This window comes from Amycolatopsis sp. NPDC049159, from assembly GCF_040648295.1.
Taxonomy (GTDB): domain Bacteria; phylum Actinomycetota; class Actinomycetes; order Mycobacteriales; family Pseudonocardiaceae; genus Amycolatopsis; species Amycolatopsis pretoriensis_A.
Map to the genome: position 1 here is coordinate 14,346 of NZ_JBEZDL010000030.1, position 15,620 is coordinate 29,965.

Here is a 15,620-nt window from a genome sequence, read left to right on the forward strand (position 1 = left end):
GCTAGTTCAGCGATCGCCGCCCGCACAGGTCAAAGACGGGACAGCACCAGGGCGGTTCAGAAGGCGTAGCGCACCCGCAGACAGGGGGCGTGCACGGCGATCAGATCCAGCAGCTCGTCCAGCAAAGCCCGCTTCTGCCCGGCCCGGTACCGGACGTTGACGCCGCCGCCTTCGCTGCGCTTGGTCTCCTGGAGGTCGGGACGCCACAGCACCTGCTCGGCCTTCGGGTGCCAGCCGAGGTTGACCTCGTGCAGGGCGCGGTTGTGGGTCAGCATGATGACCTCCGCGGCCAGCTGGGCCTTCGTGGCCGCGTTCGTCGCGTCGCCGAGGTCCTTCAGCAGGGCGGTCCAGTCGTCGAGCCAGCCCGGGTAGACGACGACCGGGCTGAGGTTCACGTGGACCTCGTACCCCGCTTCGACGAAGTCGTCCAGTGCCTGGAGCCGGTCGGTGATCGGGCTCGTGCGCAGGTCCAGCAGCTTCGCCGGCCGCTCGGGCATGAGCGAGAACCGGACGCGGGTGCGGCCGCGGGGGGACAGGCCGAGCAGGCCGCGGTTGACGTACTTGGTGGCGAACGACGCCTTCGCGGTCGGCTGCCCGGCGAACAGCGCGATCAGGTCGCTGACGTTGTCGCTGATCAAGGCGTCGACCGAGCAGTCGGAGTTCTCGCCGATGTCGTAGACCCACGCTTCGGGGTCGCACTGGTTCGGCTCCGGCTTCGGGCCCTGCCTGCCGATGTGGCGGGTCAGGTAGCCGGTGATCTGCTCGATGTTCGCGAAGACCGTGATCGGGTTCGAATAACCCTTGCGCCGCGGGACGTAGCAGTAGGCGCACGCCATCGCGCAGCCGTTCGACGTGGAGGGGGCGATGAAGTCGGCGGAGCGGCCGTTGGGGCGGGCGGTGAGCGACTTCTTGGTGCCCAGCACGAGGGCTTCGCGCTTGATCCGCACCCAGCGCCGGACGTTGGTCTCGTCGCCGTGCAGTTCGGGGATCCGCCAGTGGCTGTCGACCTCGACCCGCGTCGCGTCCGGAAAGCGGTCGAGCACCTGGCGGCCGCGGGGGAGCTCGGCGGCGGCGGGCTCGACGTAGATGCGCGACGGCGCCAGCAGTCGGTCCCGTTCGGCGTCGCTCACCGGACCGAGCTTACCGACCGTAGCCGACGGCGGCTCATGGACGCACCGGCCCGCGCTCTCCTCGGGCATGCCGACGTTGCCCGGTACCGCGCCTGCCCGAGGACGTCGCCGAGTTCGGCGTACAGCGCGTGGCCGGCCACGGAAAGAAAGGGTTTCTTCCGAACGGAAAGGGGAGCGTGCGCATTTTCGCCCCGCCGCGGGAAGGGCGGAGATTCGCGCACCGGGGTCCGTCCACTCGGGACGCGGCGAAGCCGGGCGGCCGACGCAGTAGGCTGAGGCGAATGAGCGCGGTATCCGGCACGGAGCACTCGATGGTCGAAACCCGGCACCAGACCCGGCTGCTCACCCTGCTCCGGGACGAAGGCCCGATGTCACGGGTCGAACTGGGGGAGCGGCTCGAGCTGCCGCGGGCGCGGGTCGGGGCCGAAGTGGCGCGGCTCGCGGAGGTCGGGCTCGTCGAGGCCGCGGGGCCCTCGGCCAGCCGGGGTGGGCGGCGGTCGACCCTCGTCCGGCTCGCCGGTGACCTCCGGGTGCTCGCGGTGGACGTCGGCGCGACGTCGGTCGGGGTGGCGGTCACCGACGCCTCCTGCGAGGTGCTCGCGCACGCCGTCGAGGACTGCGACGTGCGGCAGGGGCCGCACCCCGTGCTGCGGCGGGTCGCCGCGCTCGCCGAGAAGGTCCGGGACGAGGCGCCCGGGCGGCTGGTCGCCGCCGGGATCGGGCTGCCGGGGCCGGTCAGCTTCGCCGAGGGCATGGCCGTCGCGCCGCCGATCATGCCGGGGTGGGACCGGTTCAGCGTGCGCGACCACCTCGGCGGCCTGTGGGGCTGCCCGGTCGCGGTGGACAACGACGTCAACGCGATGGCGCTCGGGGAGCGGCACGCCGGGGTCGCGCGCTCGACCGACGACCTGATGTTCGTCAAGATCGGCACCGGGATCGGCTGCGGCATCGTGCTCGGCGGCAAGGTGTACCGCGGGGTCGCGGGCACGGCGGGCGACATCGGGCACATCCGGCTCGACGACTTCGGCCCGACCTGCGCGTGCGGCGAGGTCGGCTGCCTGGAGGCCTACTTCGGCGGCGCGGCGCTGGCCCGCGACGGGCTGGCGCTGGCCCGCAGCGGCCGGTCGGCGCACCTCGCCGAGGTGGCCGCCGACGGCGGGGCGGTCACCGCGCGTGACGTCGGCCGCGCGGCGGCGGCAGGTGACTTCGGTGCGGTCAACCTCATCCGCGACGGCGGGCGCCGGCTCGGCCAGGTCATCGCGTCGCTGGTCTGCTTCATCAACCCGGGGATGGTCGTGATCGGCGGCGGGGTGGCCCAGCTCGGGCACCAGCTGCTGGCCGAGGTGCGCAGCGCGGTGTACCGGCGGTCGCTGCCGCTGGCGACGGGCAACCTGCCGATCGTGCTCTCCGAGCTCGGCGAGACGGCGGGCGTGATCGGCGCGGCCTGGTCGGCCACCGACCGGGCCTTCACGCTCAGCAGCTGAACCCGCGCGCGGGTTCACGGTCGGTCGCCGAGCAACCTCGCGTAGTAATGTCTGAACCGGACAGACTTTTGCATCGAAAGTGCGAAAGTCTGTCCGGTTTCGCACGTCTATCCGGGTGAAAACCGGGCACAGGGCGCCCACCTCACCTTGACGAGTGATGCGCGCCACCCTACTTTCGCTGCCTGAGAGACAAAGTCCGTTCAGGGCGCAGCACAAGTTGGGGGCACCGTGGCCGTCACCGGGACGAGGCGAGCCGATCCGGCGAGCCCCCGGACCGCGAACCTGGCCGCGGTCCTGCGCGCGCTGCGGACCGGGCCGCTCTCGCGGACGCAGCTGGCCGCCCGGTGCGGGATCGCGAAGTCGGCGGTACCCGGGCTGCTCACCGACCTCGCCGGGCGCGGGCTGGTCCGGCCCGCCGGGGTCCTCCCCGGCAACGGGCGGCCGAGCCGGCTGGTCGAGCTGCACGGCGAAGACGCCTACGCGCTGGCGCTGGGCATCGAGGCCGACCGGCTGTCGGCGGTGGTCACCGACCTCACCGGCCGGGTGCTGGCCGAACGGGCCGAAACCGTCGACGTCGCCGCGCTCGGCCTGCAGAGAGGCATGGACGAACTCGCCCACCTCGCCCACCGGGTGCTGCCCGGGCCGCCGGTCGGGGTGGCGATCGCGGTGCCCGGGCTGGTCGACTCGGCCGCCGCCGTGCTCAGACTCGCACCGGCGCTGCGCTGGCGGGACGCCGAAATCGCCGGCCTGATGGCGGCGCGGCTGGCCGTCCCGGCCGAGGCCATCGCCGTCGACAACGATGCCAACCTCGGCGCGCTCGCCGAATCGGTCGAGGGGCCCGCGGAGCTGTTCTACCTCAGCGGCGGGACGACCGTCGGCGGCGGGCTCGTCTCCGGCGGCGCCATCCTGCGCGGTGCGCGGGGCTTCGCGGGCGAGGTCGGGCACATCGCCGTCGACCCGTCCGGTGAACGCTGCGTGTGCGGCCGGACCGGCTGCCTGGAAACGAAAGCGAACCTGGCCGCGGTCGTGAGAGCCGCGGCCCCGCCCGGCGATCCGCTGCACGACCCCGCCCTCGGCGTCGAAGGGCGGGTCGGCCTGCTCGCCCACCGCATCCGGCGAGGCGACCAGCGCGCGGTCACGGCGGTGCACGAACTCGGCGTCGCGCTCGGCGTCGCACTGTCCACTGTGGTCGACGTGCTCGACCCGGACGTCGTCGTGCTCGGCGGCTACTTCGCCGAACTCGGCGAGTGGCTGGTCGAACCGGTCCGCGTCGAGCTCGCCGCCCGGCCGCTCGGCCACGCCCGGGTCGTGCCGTCGCGGCTCGGCCTGAAGGCCCCGCTGCGCGGAGCCGCCCACCTGGCGGCCGAGCGGCTGTTCGCGAACCCGACGCTCGTCGAGGAGGCCACGGTATGAGTCTGCTTTCGGTCCGCGGGATCGTGAAGAGCTTCCCCGGCGTCCGCGCGCTCGACGGCGTCGACCTCGACGTTGAACCGGGCGAGGTGCACTGCCTGCTCGGGCAGAACGGCGCCGGCAAGTCGACGCTCATCAAGGTCCTCGCCGGCGCCCACCAGCCCGACACGGGGGAGATCACCTGGCAGGGCGAACCCGTCTCGCTCGGCTCCCCGGTCGACGCCCTGCGCCTGGGCATCGCCACCATGTACCAGGAACTCGACCTGGTGCCCGGGCTTTCGGTGGCGGACAACATCTTCCTCGGCCACGAACGCGCCCGCTTCGGGTTCACGCGCATCTCGCAGGCCCGCGACGAAGCCGCCCGGCTGATGGCCCGGCTCGGCCACCCCGGCATCCGCCCGTCGACCGAGGTCGGCAAGCTCTCCGCCGCCGGGCAGCAGCTGGTGTCGATGGCCCGCGCGCTGGCCCACGACGCCCGGCTGCTCGTGATGGACGAACCCACCGCCGCGCTGGCCGGCGAGGAGGTCGACAACCTCTTCCGCATCGTCGGCGAGCTGACCGCCGACGGCGTCGCGGTCGTCTACATCTCGCACCGGCTCGAGGAACTGCGCCGGATCGGGCACCGGGTGACCGTGCTCAAGGACGGCCGGACCGTCGGCACCGGACTCGACGCCCGCACGACGCCGACCGCCGACCTGGTCGCGCTGATGGCCGGGCGCAAGGTCGAGACCGTCTTCGGCCCGCGTCACGAGGGGCACGCCAAGACCACGCCGGTCCTCGAAATCGCGAACCTGGCCCGGACCGGCGAGTTCGAGGACGTCAGCTTCACCGTGCACGCCGGCGAGGTCGTCGGCATCGCCGGGCTGGTCGGCTCCGGCCGCAGCGAGCTGCTGGAGACGATCTTCGGCGCGCGCAAGGCCGACCGCGGGACCGTGGCCGTGCAGGGGAAACCGCTGCGGCCCGGCAGCGTGCTCAACGCCGTCAAGGCCGGCATCGGCCTCGCGCCGGAGGAGCGCAAGAGCCAGGGCCTGCTGCTGGACCTGCCGGTGGTGCACAACGTGACCCTGGCCAGCCTCGGCCGCTACGCCAAGCTCGGCTTCACCGAGCGGGCCCGGGAACTGGACGACGCCGGCGCGAGCCTGCGGCGCCTCGACCTGCGGCCCGCCGATCCCCGGCGGATCGTCCGCACGCTCTCGGGCGGCAACCAGCAGAAGGCCGTGCTCGCGCGGTGGCTGGTCCGCGGGTGCCGGGTGCTGCTGCTCGACGAGCCGACGCGCGGCGTCGACGTCGGCGCCCGCGCCGAGCTGTACCGGCTGATCGACGAGCTGGCCGCGACCGGCGTGGCGATCGTGCTGGTGTCCAGCGAAATCCCCGAGGTGCTCGGGCTGTCCGACCGGGTGCTGGTGCTGCGCGAGGGCCGCGTCCTCGCCGACCGGCCCTCCGGCGGGCTGACCGAGGCCGAGGTGCTCGACGTGATCCTGGAAGGCAGCGCGGCATGACCGAAACCCAAGCACCACCACAGGAAGCGCTTCCCGCGCAGCGGCGGCGGTTCACCTTCTCCGCCGACCCGCGGCTGCTCGGTCTGGCCGGCGTGCTCGTCGTGCTGTGCCTGGTCGGCCAGTTCACCCGGCCCGAATTGTTCTTCACCGAAAGCAACATCTCGACGATCCTGCGGCTGGCCGCCGCGATCGGCGTGGTCAGCGTCGGGATGACGTTCGTGATCATCAGCGGCGGCATCGACCTGTCCGTCGGCTCGATGGTCGGCCTGGCCGGCGTCTGGCTGACGACGCTGGCGACGCAGTCCTACGGGCCCTTCGTGATGGTGGTCTGCGGGCTCGCCGTCGGCCTCGGCTGCGGGCTGGTCAACGGCGTGCTCGTCGCCTACGGCAAGGTCGTGCCGTTCATCGCGACGCTCGCGATGTACGTCTCGGCGCGCGGGCTCGCCGAGCGGATCAGCGGCCGGCGCACCCAGGTCGTCGCCGACCAGGGCTTCCTCGCCTTCTTCCGGGGCAGCTTCCTCGGCATCCCGACGCTGATCTGGCTGTTCGCGCTGGTGTTCGCGGTCGGCTGGGTCGTGCTCAACCGCACCACGTTCGGGCGCCGGACGTACGCGGTGGGCGGCAACGCGGAGGCGTCGCGGCTGGCCGGGATCAACGTCAAGCGCCACCTCGCGCTCGTCTACGGCGTGGCCGGGCTGTGCTGCGGAATCGCCGCGCTCATGGTCGTCGCGCGGACGACGGCGGGGGCGTCGACCAACGGCATGTTCTACGAACTCGACGCGATCGCGGCGGTGGTCATCGGCGGCACGCTGCTGACCGGCGGCCGCGGTTCGCTGATCGGCACCCTGATCGGCGTGCTGATCTTCACGGTGCTGTCGAACATCTTCACGCTCAACAACCTGGACACCGACATCCAGAACATCGCCAAAGGCGTGATCATCGTGCTCGCCGTGCTCTTGCAGTTCCGGGCCAGGAAAGCCAGGACCGGTCCGTAGTACCACCTTTGGAGGCCGTCATGACCGAACAACCCTTCCTCGGCCGCCGGGGATTCCTGCTGGGCGGGGCCGCCGTCGGCGCCGGCGCGCTGCTGGCCGGCTGCACGTCGAACACGCCCGCGAACTCGGAGTCCAACGCGCCGGTCGCCAACGCGGGCACCAACGCCCAGCCCGGCAAGCCGGTCACCATCGGCTTCTCCGCGCCGGCCGCCGACCACGGCTGGATCGCGGCGATCACCAAGAACGCCAAGGCGCAGGCGCAGAAGTTCAGCGAGGTGAAGTTCAACGCCACCGAGGGCACCAACGACGTCAACCAGCAGATCTCCCAGGTGGAGACGCTGATCAACGCGAAGGTCGACGTCCTGGTGATCCTGCCCTTCGACGGCAAGGCGCTCACGTCGGTCGGGCAGCAGGCGATGGACGCCGGCATCCCGGTGATCAACCTGGACCGCGTCTTCGACACGCCGCTGGCGTACCGGACGTGGATCGGCGGTGACAACTACCGGATGGGCGTCAACGCGGGCAACTACATCGCCGCGGAGCTCAAGAAGAAGAACGTCGCCAACCCGGTCATCGGCGAGGTCGCGGGCATCGACTCGCTGCCGCTGACCCAGGAACGCAGCAAGGGCTTCGCGGACGCGCTGGGGCGCAGCGGGTTCAAGGTCGGCCCGCGGGTTTCGGCGCAGTTCACGTCGGAGTCCGGCGAGCAGCAGACCGCGAACCTGCTCCAGGGCGCGCCCAAGCTGGACGCGCTGTGGAACCACGACGACGACCAGGGCATCGGCGTCAACGCCGCGATCGACACCGCGGGCCGCAAGGAGTTCATCATGGTCGGCGGCGCCGGCTCGAAGAACATGATGAACCTGATCAAGGCCGACTCGTCGCCGATCAAGGCGACCGTGCTCTACAGCCCGTCGATGGCCTCGACCGCGGTCGCGCTGGCCCGGCTGCTCGGGCAGGCCAAGGGGATCGGCGACCTGGCCGAGCACGACATCCCGGCCGAGATCAAGACGTACTCGGCGGTCGTCACCAAGGAGAACGTCGACCAGTACCTGGACGTCGGCTTCGACTCCTGACGCGGACTTTCCAGCTGAACCAAAGGAGGGGTATGAGCCCGGGACGGGAAACCATCGGGATCGGCATGGTCGGCCACGCGTTCATGGGTGCGGTGCATTCGCACGCCTGGCGCAGCGTCCACCGGTTCTTCGATCCACCGCTGGTGCCGAGACTCGCCGTCCTCGGCGGCCGGGACGAGGCCCGGGCCAAGGCCGCCGCGGAAAAGTTCGGCTGGGAGGACGTCGAGACGGACTGGCGGAAGCTGGTCGCCCGGGACGACGTCGGCCTGGTCGACGTCTGCACGCCGGGGGACAGCCACGCGGAGATCGCGATCGCCGCGCTGGAAGCCGGGAAGCACGTGCTGTGCGAGAAACCCCTCGCCAACTCGGTCGCCGAGGCCGAAGCGATGGCGGCGGCGGCCCGGAAGGCCCGGGACCGCGGGGTGCGGGCGATGGTCGCGTTCAACTACCGCCGGGTGCCCGCGCTCGCGCACGCCAGGAAGCTGGTCGCGAGCGGGGCGCTCGGGGAGATCCGGCACGTGCGGTCGGTGTACCTGCAGGACTGGCTTTCCGATCCGGAAGCGCCGATGACCTGGCGGCTGCGGCGCGAGAGTGCCGGTTCGGGTGCGCTCGGCGACCTGGGCGCGCACATCGTGGACGCGGCCCAGTTCGTCACCGGCGACCTGATCACCGGTGTCTCGGCGCTGACGAACACCTTCGTGCAGCAGCGGCCGGCCGAGAACGGCGGCACGGACGACGTGACGGTCGACGACACGGCGTTGTTCCTGGCGCGGCTGGCCGGGGGAGCGGTGGCGACCTTCGAGGCGACCCGGTTCGCGCTGGGCCGCAAGAACGCGATGCGGCTGGAGATCAACGGGTCGAAGGCGAGCCTGGCGTTCGACTTCGAGGCGATGAACGAGCTCCAGTGGTACGAGGGCAGCGGCACCGAAGCCGGGTTCCGGCGGATCCTCGTCACCGAGCCGCAGCACCCGTACGTCGGCGCGTGGTGGCCGCCGGGGCACCTGCTCGGCTACGAGCACACGTTCACGCACGAGGTCGCCGACCTGCTGGACGCCATCGGCGCGGGCACCGATCCGGCGCCGAGCTTCGACGACGGCCTGCGCGTCCAGCGGGTGCTCGACGCCGTCGAGAAGAGCGCGGCGGCCGATGCGGCCTGGACCGCGGTGGAGGAGCGGAAATGAGCCGTCCGGTCACGCTGTTCACCGGCCAGTGGGCCGACCTGCCGTTCACCGAGGTCTGCAAGCTCGCCGCCGAGTGGGAGTACGACGGCCTGGAAATCGCTTGCTCGGGCGACCACTTCGAAGTGGACCGCGCACTGTCCGAAGAGGACTACGTGCCGGCGCGGCTGGCTTTGCTGGCCGAGCACGGGCTCAAGGTGTGGGCGATTTCGAACCACCTCGTCGGCCAGGCCGTCTGCGACGACCCGATCGACGCCCGGCACCGCGCGATCCTGCCGTCCCGGATCTGGGGCGACGGCGAGCCGGAGGGCGTCCGGCAGCGGGCGGCGGCCGAAATGGCCGACACCGCGCGGGCGGCGGCGAAGCTCGGCGTGGACACCGTCATCGGCTTCACCGGGTCGAAGATCTGGAAGTACGTGGCGATGTTCCCGCCGGTCACGCGCGATGACATCGATGACGGTTACGCGGACTTCGCCCGTCGCTGGCACCCGATCCTCGACGTCTTCGACGAGGTCGGCGTCCGGTTCGCGCACGAGGTCCACCCGTCCGAGATCGCCTACGACTACTGGACGACCAAGCGCGCGCTCGAGGCCGTCGGCCACCGGCCGGCGTTCGGGCTGAACTGGGACCCGTCGCACTTCGTCTGGCAGGACCTCGACCCGGTCGGGTTCATCCTCGACTTCGCCGACCGGATCTACCACGTGGACTGCAAGGACACGAGAAAGCGCTTCGACGGCCGCAACGGCCGGCTCGGTTCGCACCTGGCCTGGGCCGACCCGCGCCGCGGCTGGGACTTCGTGTCCGTCGGCCACGGCGACGTCCCGTGGGAGGACTGCTTCCGGGCGCTCAACTCGATCGGCTACACCGGCCCGATCTCGGTGGAGTGGGAAGACGCCGGGATGGACCGGCTCCGGGGCGCGGCGGAGGCGGTGAAGTACCTGCGCGAGCACCTGTTCGACCAGCCGTCGGCGGCTTTCGACGCGGCTTTCAGCAACCAGAGATGAGGGAGTTCCATGTGCGGTCATGAAGCTGAGCAGCACTCCCGACGGACATTCCTGAACGTGGCGACGGCGGCCCTCACGGTGGGTGCGGCGGCCATCGCGTTACCCGGCACCGCGGATGCCTCCCCAGCCCGCCGGCGCGTCCCGCTCGACAAGATCAGCATCCAGCTCTACTCCCTGCGGTCGCTGCTGCAGAACGACCCGGAAGGCACGCTCTCCGCGCTGGCCGACATCGGCTACCGGAAGGTCGAGCTGGCCGGGACGTACGGCCGCAGCGCCACCGAGTTCCGCGCCATCCTCGACCGGTGCCACCTCAAGGCGTCCTCTACGCACGTGGGCATCGACGGCGACCTGAACCAGACCATCGCCGACGCGAAGATCCTCGGCAACCGCTCCGCCGTCGTGCCGTACGCGAACTTCGGCACCATCGCCGAGTGGGAAGCCTTCGCGGGCCGCATGAACACCGCCGCGGCCGCCTTCAAGAAGGCCGGGCTCGCGCTCGGTTACCACAACCACGACCACGAGTTCGCCCCGATCGGCGGCGTCGTGCCCTACGACGTGCTCACCGCGAAGACGGACAAGCGGCTCGTGCACCTGGAGATCGACCTCTTCTGGGCGGTGAACGGCGGCGCGGACCCGGTCGAGCTGTTCCGGCGCAACTACCCGCGCGTGACGCAGTACCACGTCAAGGACCGGACCGCGGACGGGCAGATGGTCGACCCGGGCGCCGGCGTCATCAACTTCCCGCGCATCTTCGCCGCGTCCTGCCACACCATCGGCGAATACATCGTCGAGCACGACCAGCCGGCCGACCCGCTGAGCACCGCCAAGGTCGGGTTCGAGTACCTCCGCACCGTGCGCTTCTGAGACCCCGGGGGAATTTCGCATGCGAGTGTCACGTCGGTCGATGCTGGCCGGAACCGCCGCGGGCGTCCTCGTGCCCGCGGCCGGGATGGCCGATTCGGCCTACGCGGCGGGCTTGAACCGCCAGATCACCCTCTACGCCGAAGCCCTGCCCGGCGGCCTCTACGGCTACGGCCTCGAGCCGGGCAAGGCCACCATCCCCGGGCCGCTGCTGGAGATCTACGAGGGCGACACCCTCGAGATCGAACTGGTCAACCGGACCGACCAGCGGCTCTCGATCCACCCGCACGGCGTCAACTACGACACCGGGTCCGACGGCGCCCCGCTCAACGCGTCGTTCAACAAGCCGGGCGAGACGCGGACCTACACCTGGAAGACGCGGGCCCGGTACGACGCCGGCGGCGGGTTCTGGATGCCGGGCAACGCCGGCTACTGGCACTACCACGACCACGCGATGGGCACCGACCACGGCACCGCGGGCCTCGCGCGCGGGCTCTACGGCGGGCTGATCGTGCGCAAGCGCGGCGATCTGCTGCCCAGCAAGCAGTACACCGTCGTGTTCAACGAGATGATGATCAACCACAAGATGGCACCCGACACGCCGATCCTCGAGGCCCGGCTCGGCGAGCGCGTCGAGTGGGTCTGCATCGGGTACGGCAGCCTGCCGCACACCTTCCACCTGCACGCGCACCGCTGGGCCGACACCCGCACCGGGATGCTCAGCGGCGCCGCTGACAACGCTGCCATCGTCGACAACAAGAACCTCGACCCCGGCAGTTCCTTCGGCTTCCAGGTGATCGCCGGTGAAGGCGTCGGCCCGGGGGCGTGGATGTACCACTGCCACGTCCAGACCCACTCCGACGGCGGGATGGTGGGCCTGTTCCTGGTCCGCAACGCCGACGGCAGCCTGCCCGACGGCGCGCAGGAAGCGATCGACCGGTTCAAGGAGCACGGCCACGCCGGGCACGACATGAACCCCGACGGCCGGACACACGCATGAGGACGGGAGCTATGAAAAGACGATGGTTCGGAAGGCGCGGGGCGCTCGTGCTCGCCATCGGCTCGGTCCTGGCGGCCGGGGCCCCGCTGATCACGATGCCGGTCGCGCAGGCCGCGCCCGCCGCGGTGAACGTGCCGGTCAACGTGCTGGTCTTCCACGGCGCCGCCGCGGACCAGAAGGACCCCGTGCTGCGTGCGGCGGACGCGATCGCGCGGCTGGGCTCGGACAACGGCATCACCGTGACGGCGTCGTCGGATCCGGCCGTGTTCAGCACGGCGAACCTGGCCCGCTACCGCGGTGTCGTTTACCTGTCCGCGCAGGGCGTGACGCTCGCGCGTGAGCAGGAAGCCGCGCTGCAGGCGTACATGAAGGCCGGCGGCGGGTTCCTCGGCATCTCCGACGCCGCCCGCGCGCAGGACTCGTCCCAGTGGTTCACCGGCTTGATCGGCGCGCGCCCGGTCGGCGCCCGCCCGACGCCCGAAGCGGTGGCGTCGGTGACCGCGAGCGCGGACAACCCGCCGAACGAGACCAAGGAGAAACTGGCCGACAACAACGAAAACACCAAGTGGCTGACCTTCGCCACGACCGGCTGGGCCGCCTACAAGATGGCCACCCCGGTCGCGGTCAGCAGCTACTCGCTGGTGTCGGCCAACGACTTCCCCGGCCGCGACCCGAAGAACTGGACCCTGCAGGGTTCGGCGGACGGCAGCACCTGGGCCGACCTGGACACGCGCACCAACGAGGTGTTCACCGACCGGTTCCAGACCCGGACGTTCACCTTCGCCAACACGACGGTGTACCCGAACTACCGGCTGAACATCACCGCGAACTCGGGTGAGCCGCTGATCCAGCTCGCCGACCTGAAGCTGTTCAAGGACACCTCGACGACCCCGCCGCCGCCCGAACCGGCGCCGCAGCAAGCGGTCGTCGACGTCCTCGACGCGCAGCACCCGGCCACCGCCGGGCTGCCGCAGAACTGGACGCGCACCGACCGCTGGCTCAACTGGGAGACCAACCCGGTCGGCACCGTCCACACGGTCGCGCAGGTGGAGGAGAAGGGCTACAACCCGGGCGTCGGCGCGAACGGCGCGTTCCACCCGATCTCCTGGTGCCGGGACTACGACGGCGGGCGCTCCTTCTACACCGGCATGGGCCGCACCGAGGCGTCCTACGGCGAGGACAAGTTCCGCAGCCACCTGCTCGGCGCGTTGCGCTGGACCACCGGCATGGTGCGCGGTGACTGCCAGGCCGGGATCGCCGCGAACTACAAGGTCGAGAAGCTGACCGGCAAGAACGCCGCCGGGCAGCTCGACCAGATCGGCGAGCCGCACGGGCTGACCATCGCGCCGGACGGCAAGGTGTTCTACATCGGCAAGGCGGCCTGCCCGACCGGGCCGGTCGTGAGCTGGGACGACCCGAACGTCGGCCTCGGCTGCGGCACGATCCACCAGTGGGACCCGGTCAGCAAGAAGCCCAAGCTGCTCACGACGTTGCGCGTGATGGGCAACCGGGGCAGCGGCGACGAGCTCGTCAAGAACGAAGAGGGCCTGCTCGGGCTGACGCTGGACCCGAAGTTCGCCGAGAACGGCTACCTGTACGCCTACTGGATGCCGCACGAGTCGATCGACCGCGACAAGCGGATCGGCAAGCGCACGGTTTCGCGGTTCACCTACAACCTGACCGCGCAGACGCTCGACCAGGCCACCCGCAAGGACCTGCTGTCCTGGGACGTCCAGATCCACAGCTGCTGCCACGCCGGTGGCGGGATGGCGTTCGACAAGGACGGCAACCTCTACATCGGGTCCGGGGACAACAACTCCTCGGGCGGCTCGAACGGGTACTCGGGCAACAACTGGACGCTCGACTACAAGGGCATCTCGTTCCAGGACGCGCGCCGCACGGCGGGCAACACGAACGACCTGGACGGCAAGATCCTGCGCATCCACCCGGAGGCGAACGGGACGTACACGATCCCGCCGGGCAACCTCTTCCCGAACGGGCCGGCGGACAAGACGCGCCCGGAGATCTACGTGATGGGCGTCCGCAACATCTCGCGGCTGCAGATCGACCCGGTGCACAACTGGATGACCGCGGGCTGGGTCGGCCCCGACGCGTCTTCGCCGAGCCCGGAACTCGGGCCTGCGAAGTACGAGACGGCGACCATCATCACCGAGGCGGGCAACCACGGCTGGCCGTACTGCATGGGCAACCGGCAGCCCTACCGCGACCGCAGCAGCACCAACGCGGCCGAGCTGACCGGCTGGTACGACTGCGACAACCCGGTCAACACCTCGCCGCGCAACACCGGCCTGGTGAACCTGCCGCCGATCAAGGACAACATGATCTGGTACTCGCCCGACGGCGGCGGCCCGGTCTTCCCGAAGCGGCCGGGCTCGTCCATCCCGACCTACGTCGCGGCGGACGCCACCTACACCCAGCCGTACCTGCGGGGCGGCGGCCAGGCGGTCATGTCCGGGCCGACGTACCACCGCTCGCTGGTCAACACGAACAGCGGCGTCGCGTGGCCGGCGTACTGGGACAACAAGTGGTTCATCGGCGACGAGTCGAACGCGCAGAACCGGGTCGCGGTGACCGTCGACCCGGCGGGCGTGCCGACGCACCAGCCGCCCGTGTTCGCCGAGACGTTCCGGCAGATCATCCCCGGCGGCGCGGGGGACACCCGGGTGCAGAGCTGGATGGACGCCAAGTTCGGGCCGGACGGCGCACTGTACGTCCTGGACTACGGCAACGGGTTCTTCTCGCTCGACGCCAACCAGAAGCTGCTGAAGATCAGCTACACGGGTGGCGCGCCGACCCCGGCGCCGGCCGCGTCGTCGACCATGGTGCAGAACAAGGCGCTGACGGCGGCGTTCACCGGCTCGAAGTCCGGCGGGGTGTCCTACCGCTGGGAGTTCGGCGACGGCTCGGTGTCCACCCAGGCCGACCCGCGGCACACCTACCCGCGCACCGGCCTCTTCACCGCCAAGCTGACCGTGACCTACGCGGACGGCGAGGCGGTGACCACCCGGACCTCGGTGAACGTCGGCTGCGTGGTGGCCGATCCGAGCCCGGTGGTGACCTTGGGCGACAGCATCACGAAGGTGGTGAACCGCAACGCCGGCGGTGGCTGCACGGTCGACGACTTCATCGACGACGAGAGCACGTGGAGCACGCACGCGGCGTTCGTCAACCACGTCGAGCAGGCCACCGGGACGCTGTCGGACCTCGGGGTGCTGAACGACGCCGAGGTGGCCGAGCTGAACGCGGCGGCCGAGGCGTCGCCGATCGGGAAGCCGGGCACGACGGGCTACGACGCGCTGTTCGACGGCACGGCGGCGTCGCTGCGCGGCTGGGAACAGGCACCATCGGGTCAGTTCACGCTGCAACCCGACGGGTCGATCCGCTCGGCCGGCGGGCTGGGCATGCTCTGGTACGCCCAGCGCCAGTTCGGCGACTTCTCGGTGAAGGTGCAGTTCAAGGACATCGCCCCGGACGGCTTCCGGGCCAACAGCGGCGTGTTCGTCCGGTTCCCGGATCCGCGGACACCGCCGGCCCAGCGCCCGCCGGGCAGCTGCGGCACGGTCGGGTCGGCGCGGGACTCGCAGGCGTGGGTCGCGATCTACTGCGGTCACGAGATCCAGATCTACGACGGCGACTCCGGTGAGCCGCAGAAGACCGGGTCGGTCTACAACTTCGACCCGCGCCCGCTCGACCAGGCGGGCGCCCGGCCGAAGGGCACGTGGAACGAGTACGAGATCAAGGTCGTCGGGCAGCACTACACGATGATCCGCAACGGCGTGGTGATCAACGAGTTCGACAACACGCCGGGCCAGCAGTCGTCGCGCGCGGGCGACCCGTTGACCGACCTGCGGCAGTTCGTCAGCGGGTTCATCGGATTGCAGAACCACAGCGACAACGACCTGATCGAGTTCCGCAACATCCGGGTGCGGCAGCTGTAGCTCCGCCGCGGGTCGTGAGTGGGA

The 15,620-nt window shown here is 70.9% G+C and carries 11 protein-coding genes; 10 read left to right on the plus strand and 1 reads right to left on the minus strand.

Going from position 1 to position 15,620, the window contains the following annotated elements:
* Positions 1-56: 56 nt before the first annotated feature.
* Positions 57-1,130 (minus strand): spore photoproduct lyase family protein, encoded by a 1,074-nt coding sequence (locus AB0B33_RS40725; protein WP_360782048.1) that lies wholly within the window; start codon positions 1,128-1,130, stop codon positions 57-59.
* A 311-nt stretch (positions 1,131-1,441) separates the two neighbouring features.
* Between AB0B33_RS40725 and AB0B33_RS40730 the strand changes: the two genes are divergently transcribed.
* The 10 genes from AB0B33_RS40730 to AB0B33_RS40775 all read left to right on the plus strand — a co-directional run bounded on the left by AB0B33_RS40730 (position 1,442) and on the right by AB0B33_RS40775 (position 15,596).
* Complete coding sequence (locus tag AB0B33_RS40730) at positions 1,442-2,614, plus strand: ROK family transcriptional regulator (RefSeq protein WP_247025107.1); 1,173 nt, start codon at positions 1,442-1,444, stop codon at positions 2,612-2,614.
* A gap of 228 nt (positions 2,615-2,842) precedes the next feature.
* Positions 2,843-4,027: an ROK family transcriptional regulator gene (locus AB0B33_RS40735; protein WP_360782050.1), complete on the plus strand. Its 1,185-nt coding sequence runs from the start codon at positions 2,843-2,845 to the stop codon at positions 4,025-4,027.
* Positions 4,024-5,523, plus strand: coding sequence for a sugar ABC transporter ATP-binding protein (locus AB0B33_RS40740; RefSeq protein ID WP_360782052.1), 1,500 nt, complete (start codon positions 4,024-4,026; stop codon positions 5,521-5,523). The genes AB0B33_RS40735 and AB0B33_RS40740 overlap by 4 nt, the downstream gene beginning before the upstream one ends.
* Complete coding sequence (locus AB0B33_RS40745; RefSeq protein WP_360782054.1) at positions 5,520-6,518, plus strand: ABC transporter permease; 999 nt, start codon at positions 5,520-5,522, stop codon at positions 6,516-6,518. Before AB0B33_RS40740 ends, AB0B33_RS40745 begins: the two co-directional genes overlap by 4 nt.
* 20 nt (positions 6,519-6,538) lie before the next feature.
* Positions 6,539-7,594, plus strand: coding sequence for a substrate-binding domain-containing protein (locus AB0B33_RS40750; protein WP_360782056.1), 1,056 nt, complete (start codon positions 6,539-6,541; stop codon positions 7,592-7,594).
* Positions 7,595-7,626: 32 nt separating this feature from the next.
* Positions 7,627-8,775, plus strand: coding sequence for a Gfo/Idh/MocA family oxidoreductase (locus AB0B33_RS40755; RefSeq protein ID WP_360782058.1), 1,149 nt, complete (start codon positions 7,627-7,629; stop codon positions 8,773-8,775).
* The gene (locus AB0B33_RS40760) at positions 8,772-9,776 is read left to right on the plus strand and encodes a sugar phosphate isomerase/epimerase family protein (protein ID WP_360782060.1); all 1,005 of its coding nucleotides are present in this window, start codon (positions 8,772-8,774) and stop codon (positions 9,774-9,776) included. Before AB0B33_RS40755 ends, AB0B33_RS40760 begins: the two co-directional genes overlap by 4 nt.
* A 9-nt stretch (positions 9,777-9,785) precedes the next feature.
* Entirely contained in the window at positions 9,786-10,640 is an 855-nt protein-coding gene (locus AB0B33_RS40765) for a TIM barrel protein (RefSeq protein ID WP_360782062.1), read from the plus strand.
* Positions 10,641-10,659: 19 nt separating this feature from the next.
* On the plus strand, positions 10,660-11,637 hold the full coding sequence (locus AB0B33_RS40770) for a multicopper oxidase domain-containing protein (RefSeq protein ID WP_360782064.1): 978 nt from the start codon (positions 10,660-10,662) through the stop codon (positions 11,635-11,637).
* A gap of 11 nt (positions 11,638-11,648) precedes the next feature.
* On the plus strand, positions 11,649-15,596 hold the full coding sequence (locus AB0B33_RS40775; RefSeq protein ID WP_360782066.1) for a ThuA domain-containing protein: 3,948 nt from the start codon (positions 11,649-11,651) through the stop codon (positions 15,594-15,596).
* Positions 15,597-15,620: the final 24 nt, after the last annotated feature.

Coding starts and splice junctions, on each gene's coding strand:
- AB0B33_RS40770 (WP_360782064.1), top strand. CDS start 10,660: ATGCGAGTGTCACGTCGGTCGATGCTGGCCGGAACCGCCGCGGGCGTC.
- AB0B33_RS40740 (WP_360782052.1), top strand. CDS start 4,024: ATGAGTCTGCTTTCGGTCCGCGGGATCGTGAAGAGCTTCCCCGGCGTC.
- AB0B33_RS40730 (WP_247025107.1), top strand. CDS start 1,442: ATGGTCGAAACCCGGCACCAGACCCGGCTGCTCACCCTGCTCCGGGAC.
- AB0B33_RS40755 (WP_360782058.1), top strand. CDS start 7,627: ATGAGCCCGGGACGGGAAACCATCGGGATCGGCATGGTCGGCCACGCG.
- AB0B33_RS40750 (WP_360782056.1), top strand. CDS start 6,539: ATGACCGAACAACCCTTCCTCGGCCGCCGGGGATTCCTGCTGGGCGGG.
- AB0B33_RS40760 (WP_360782060.1), top strand. CDS start 8,772: ATGAGCCGTCCGGTCACGCTGTTCACCGGCCAGTGGGCCGACCTGCCG.
- AB0B33_RS40745 (WP_360782054.1), top strand. CDS start 5,520: ATGACCGAAACCCAAGCACCACCACAGGAAGCGCTTCCCGCGCAGCGG.
- AB0B33_RS40765 (WP_360782062.1), top strand. CDS start 9,786: ATGTGCGGTCATGAAGCTGAGCAGCACTCCCGACGGACATTCCTGAAC.
- AB0B33_RS40775 (WP_360782066.1), top strand. CDS start 11,649: ATGAAAAGACGATGGTTCGGAAGGCGCGGGGCGCTCGTGCTCGCCATC.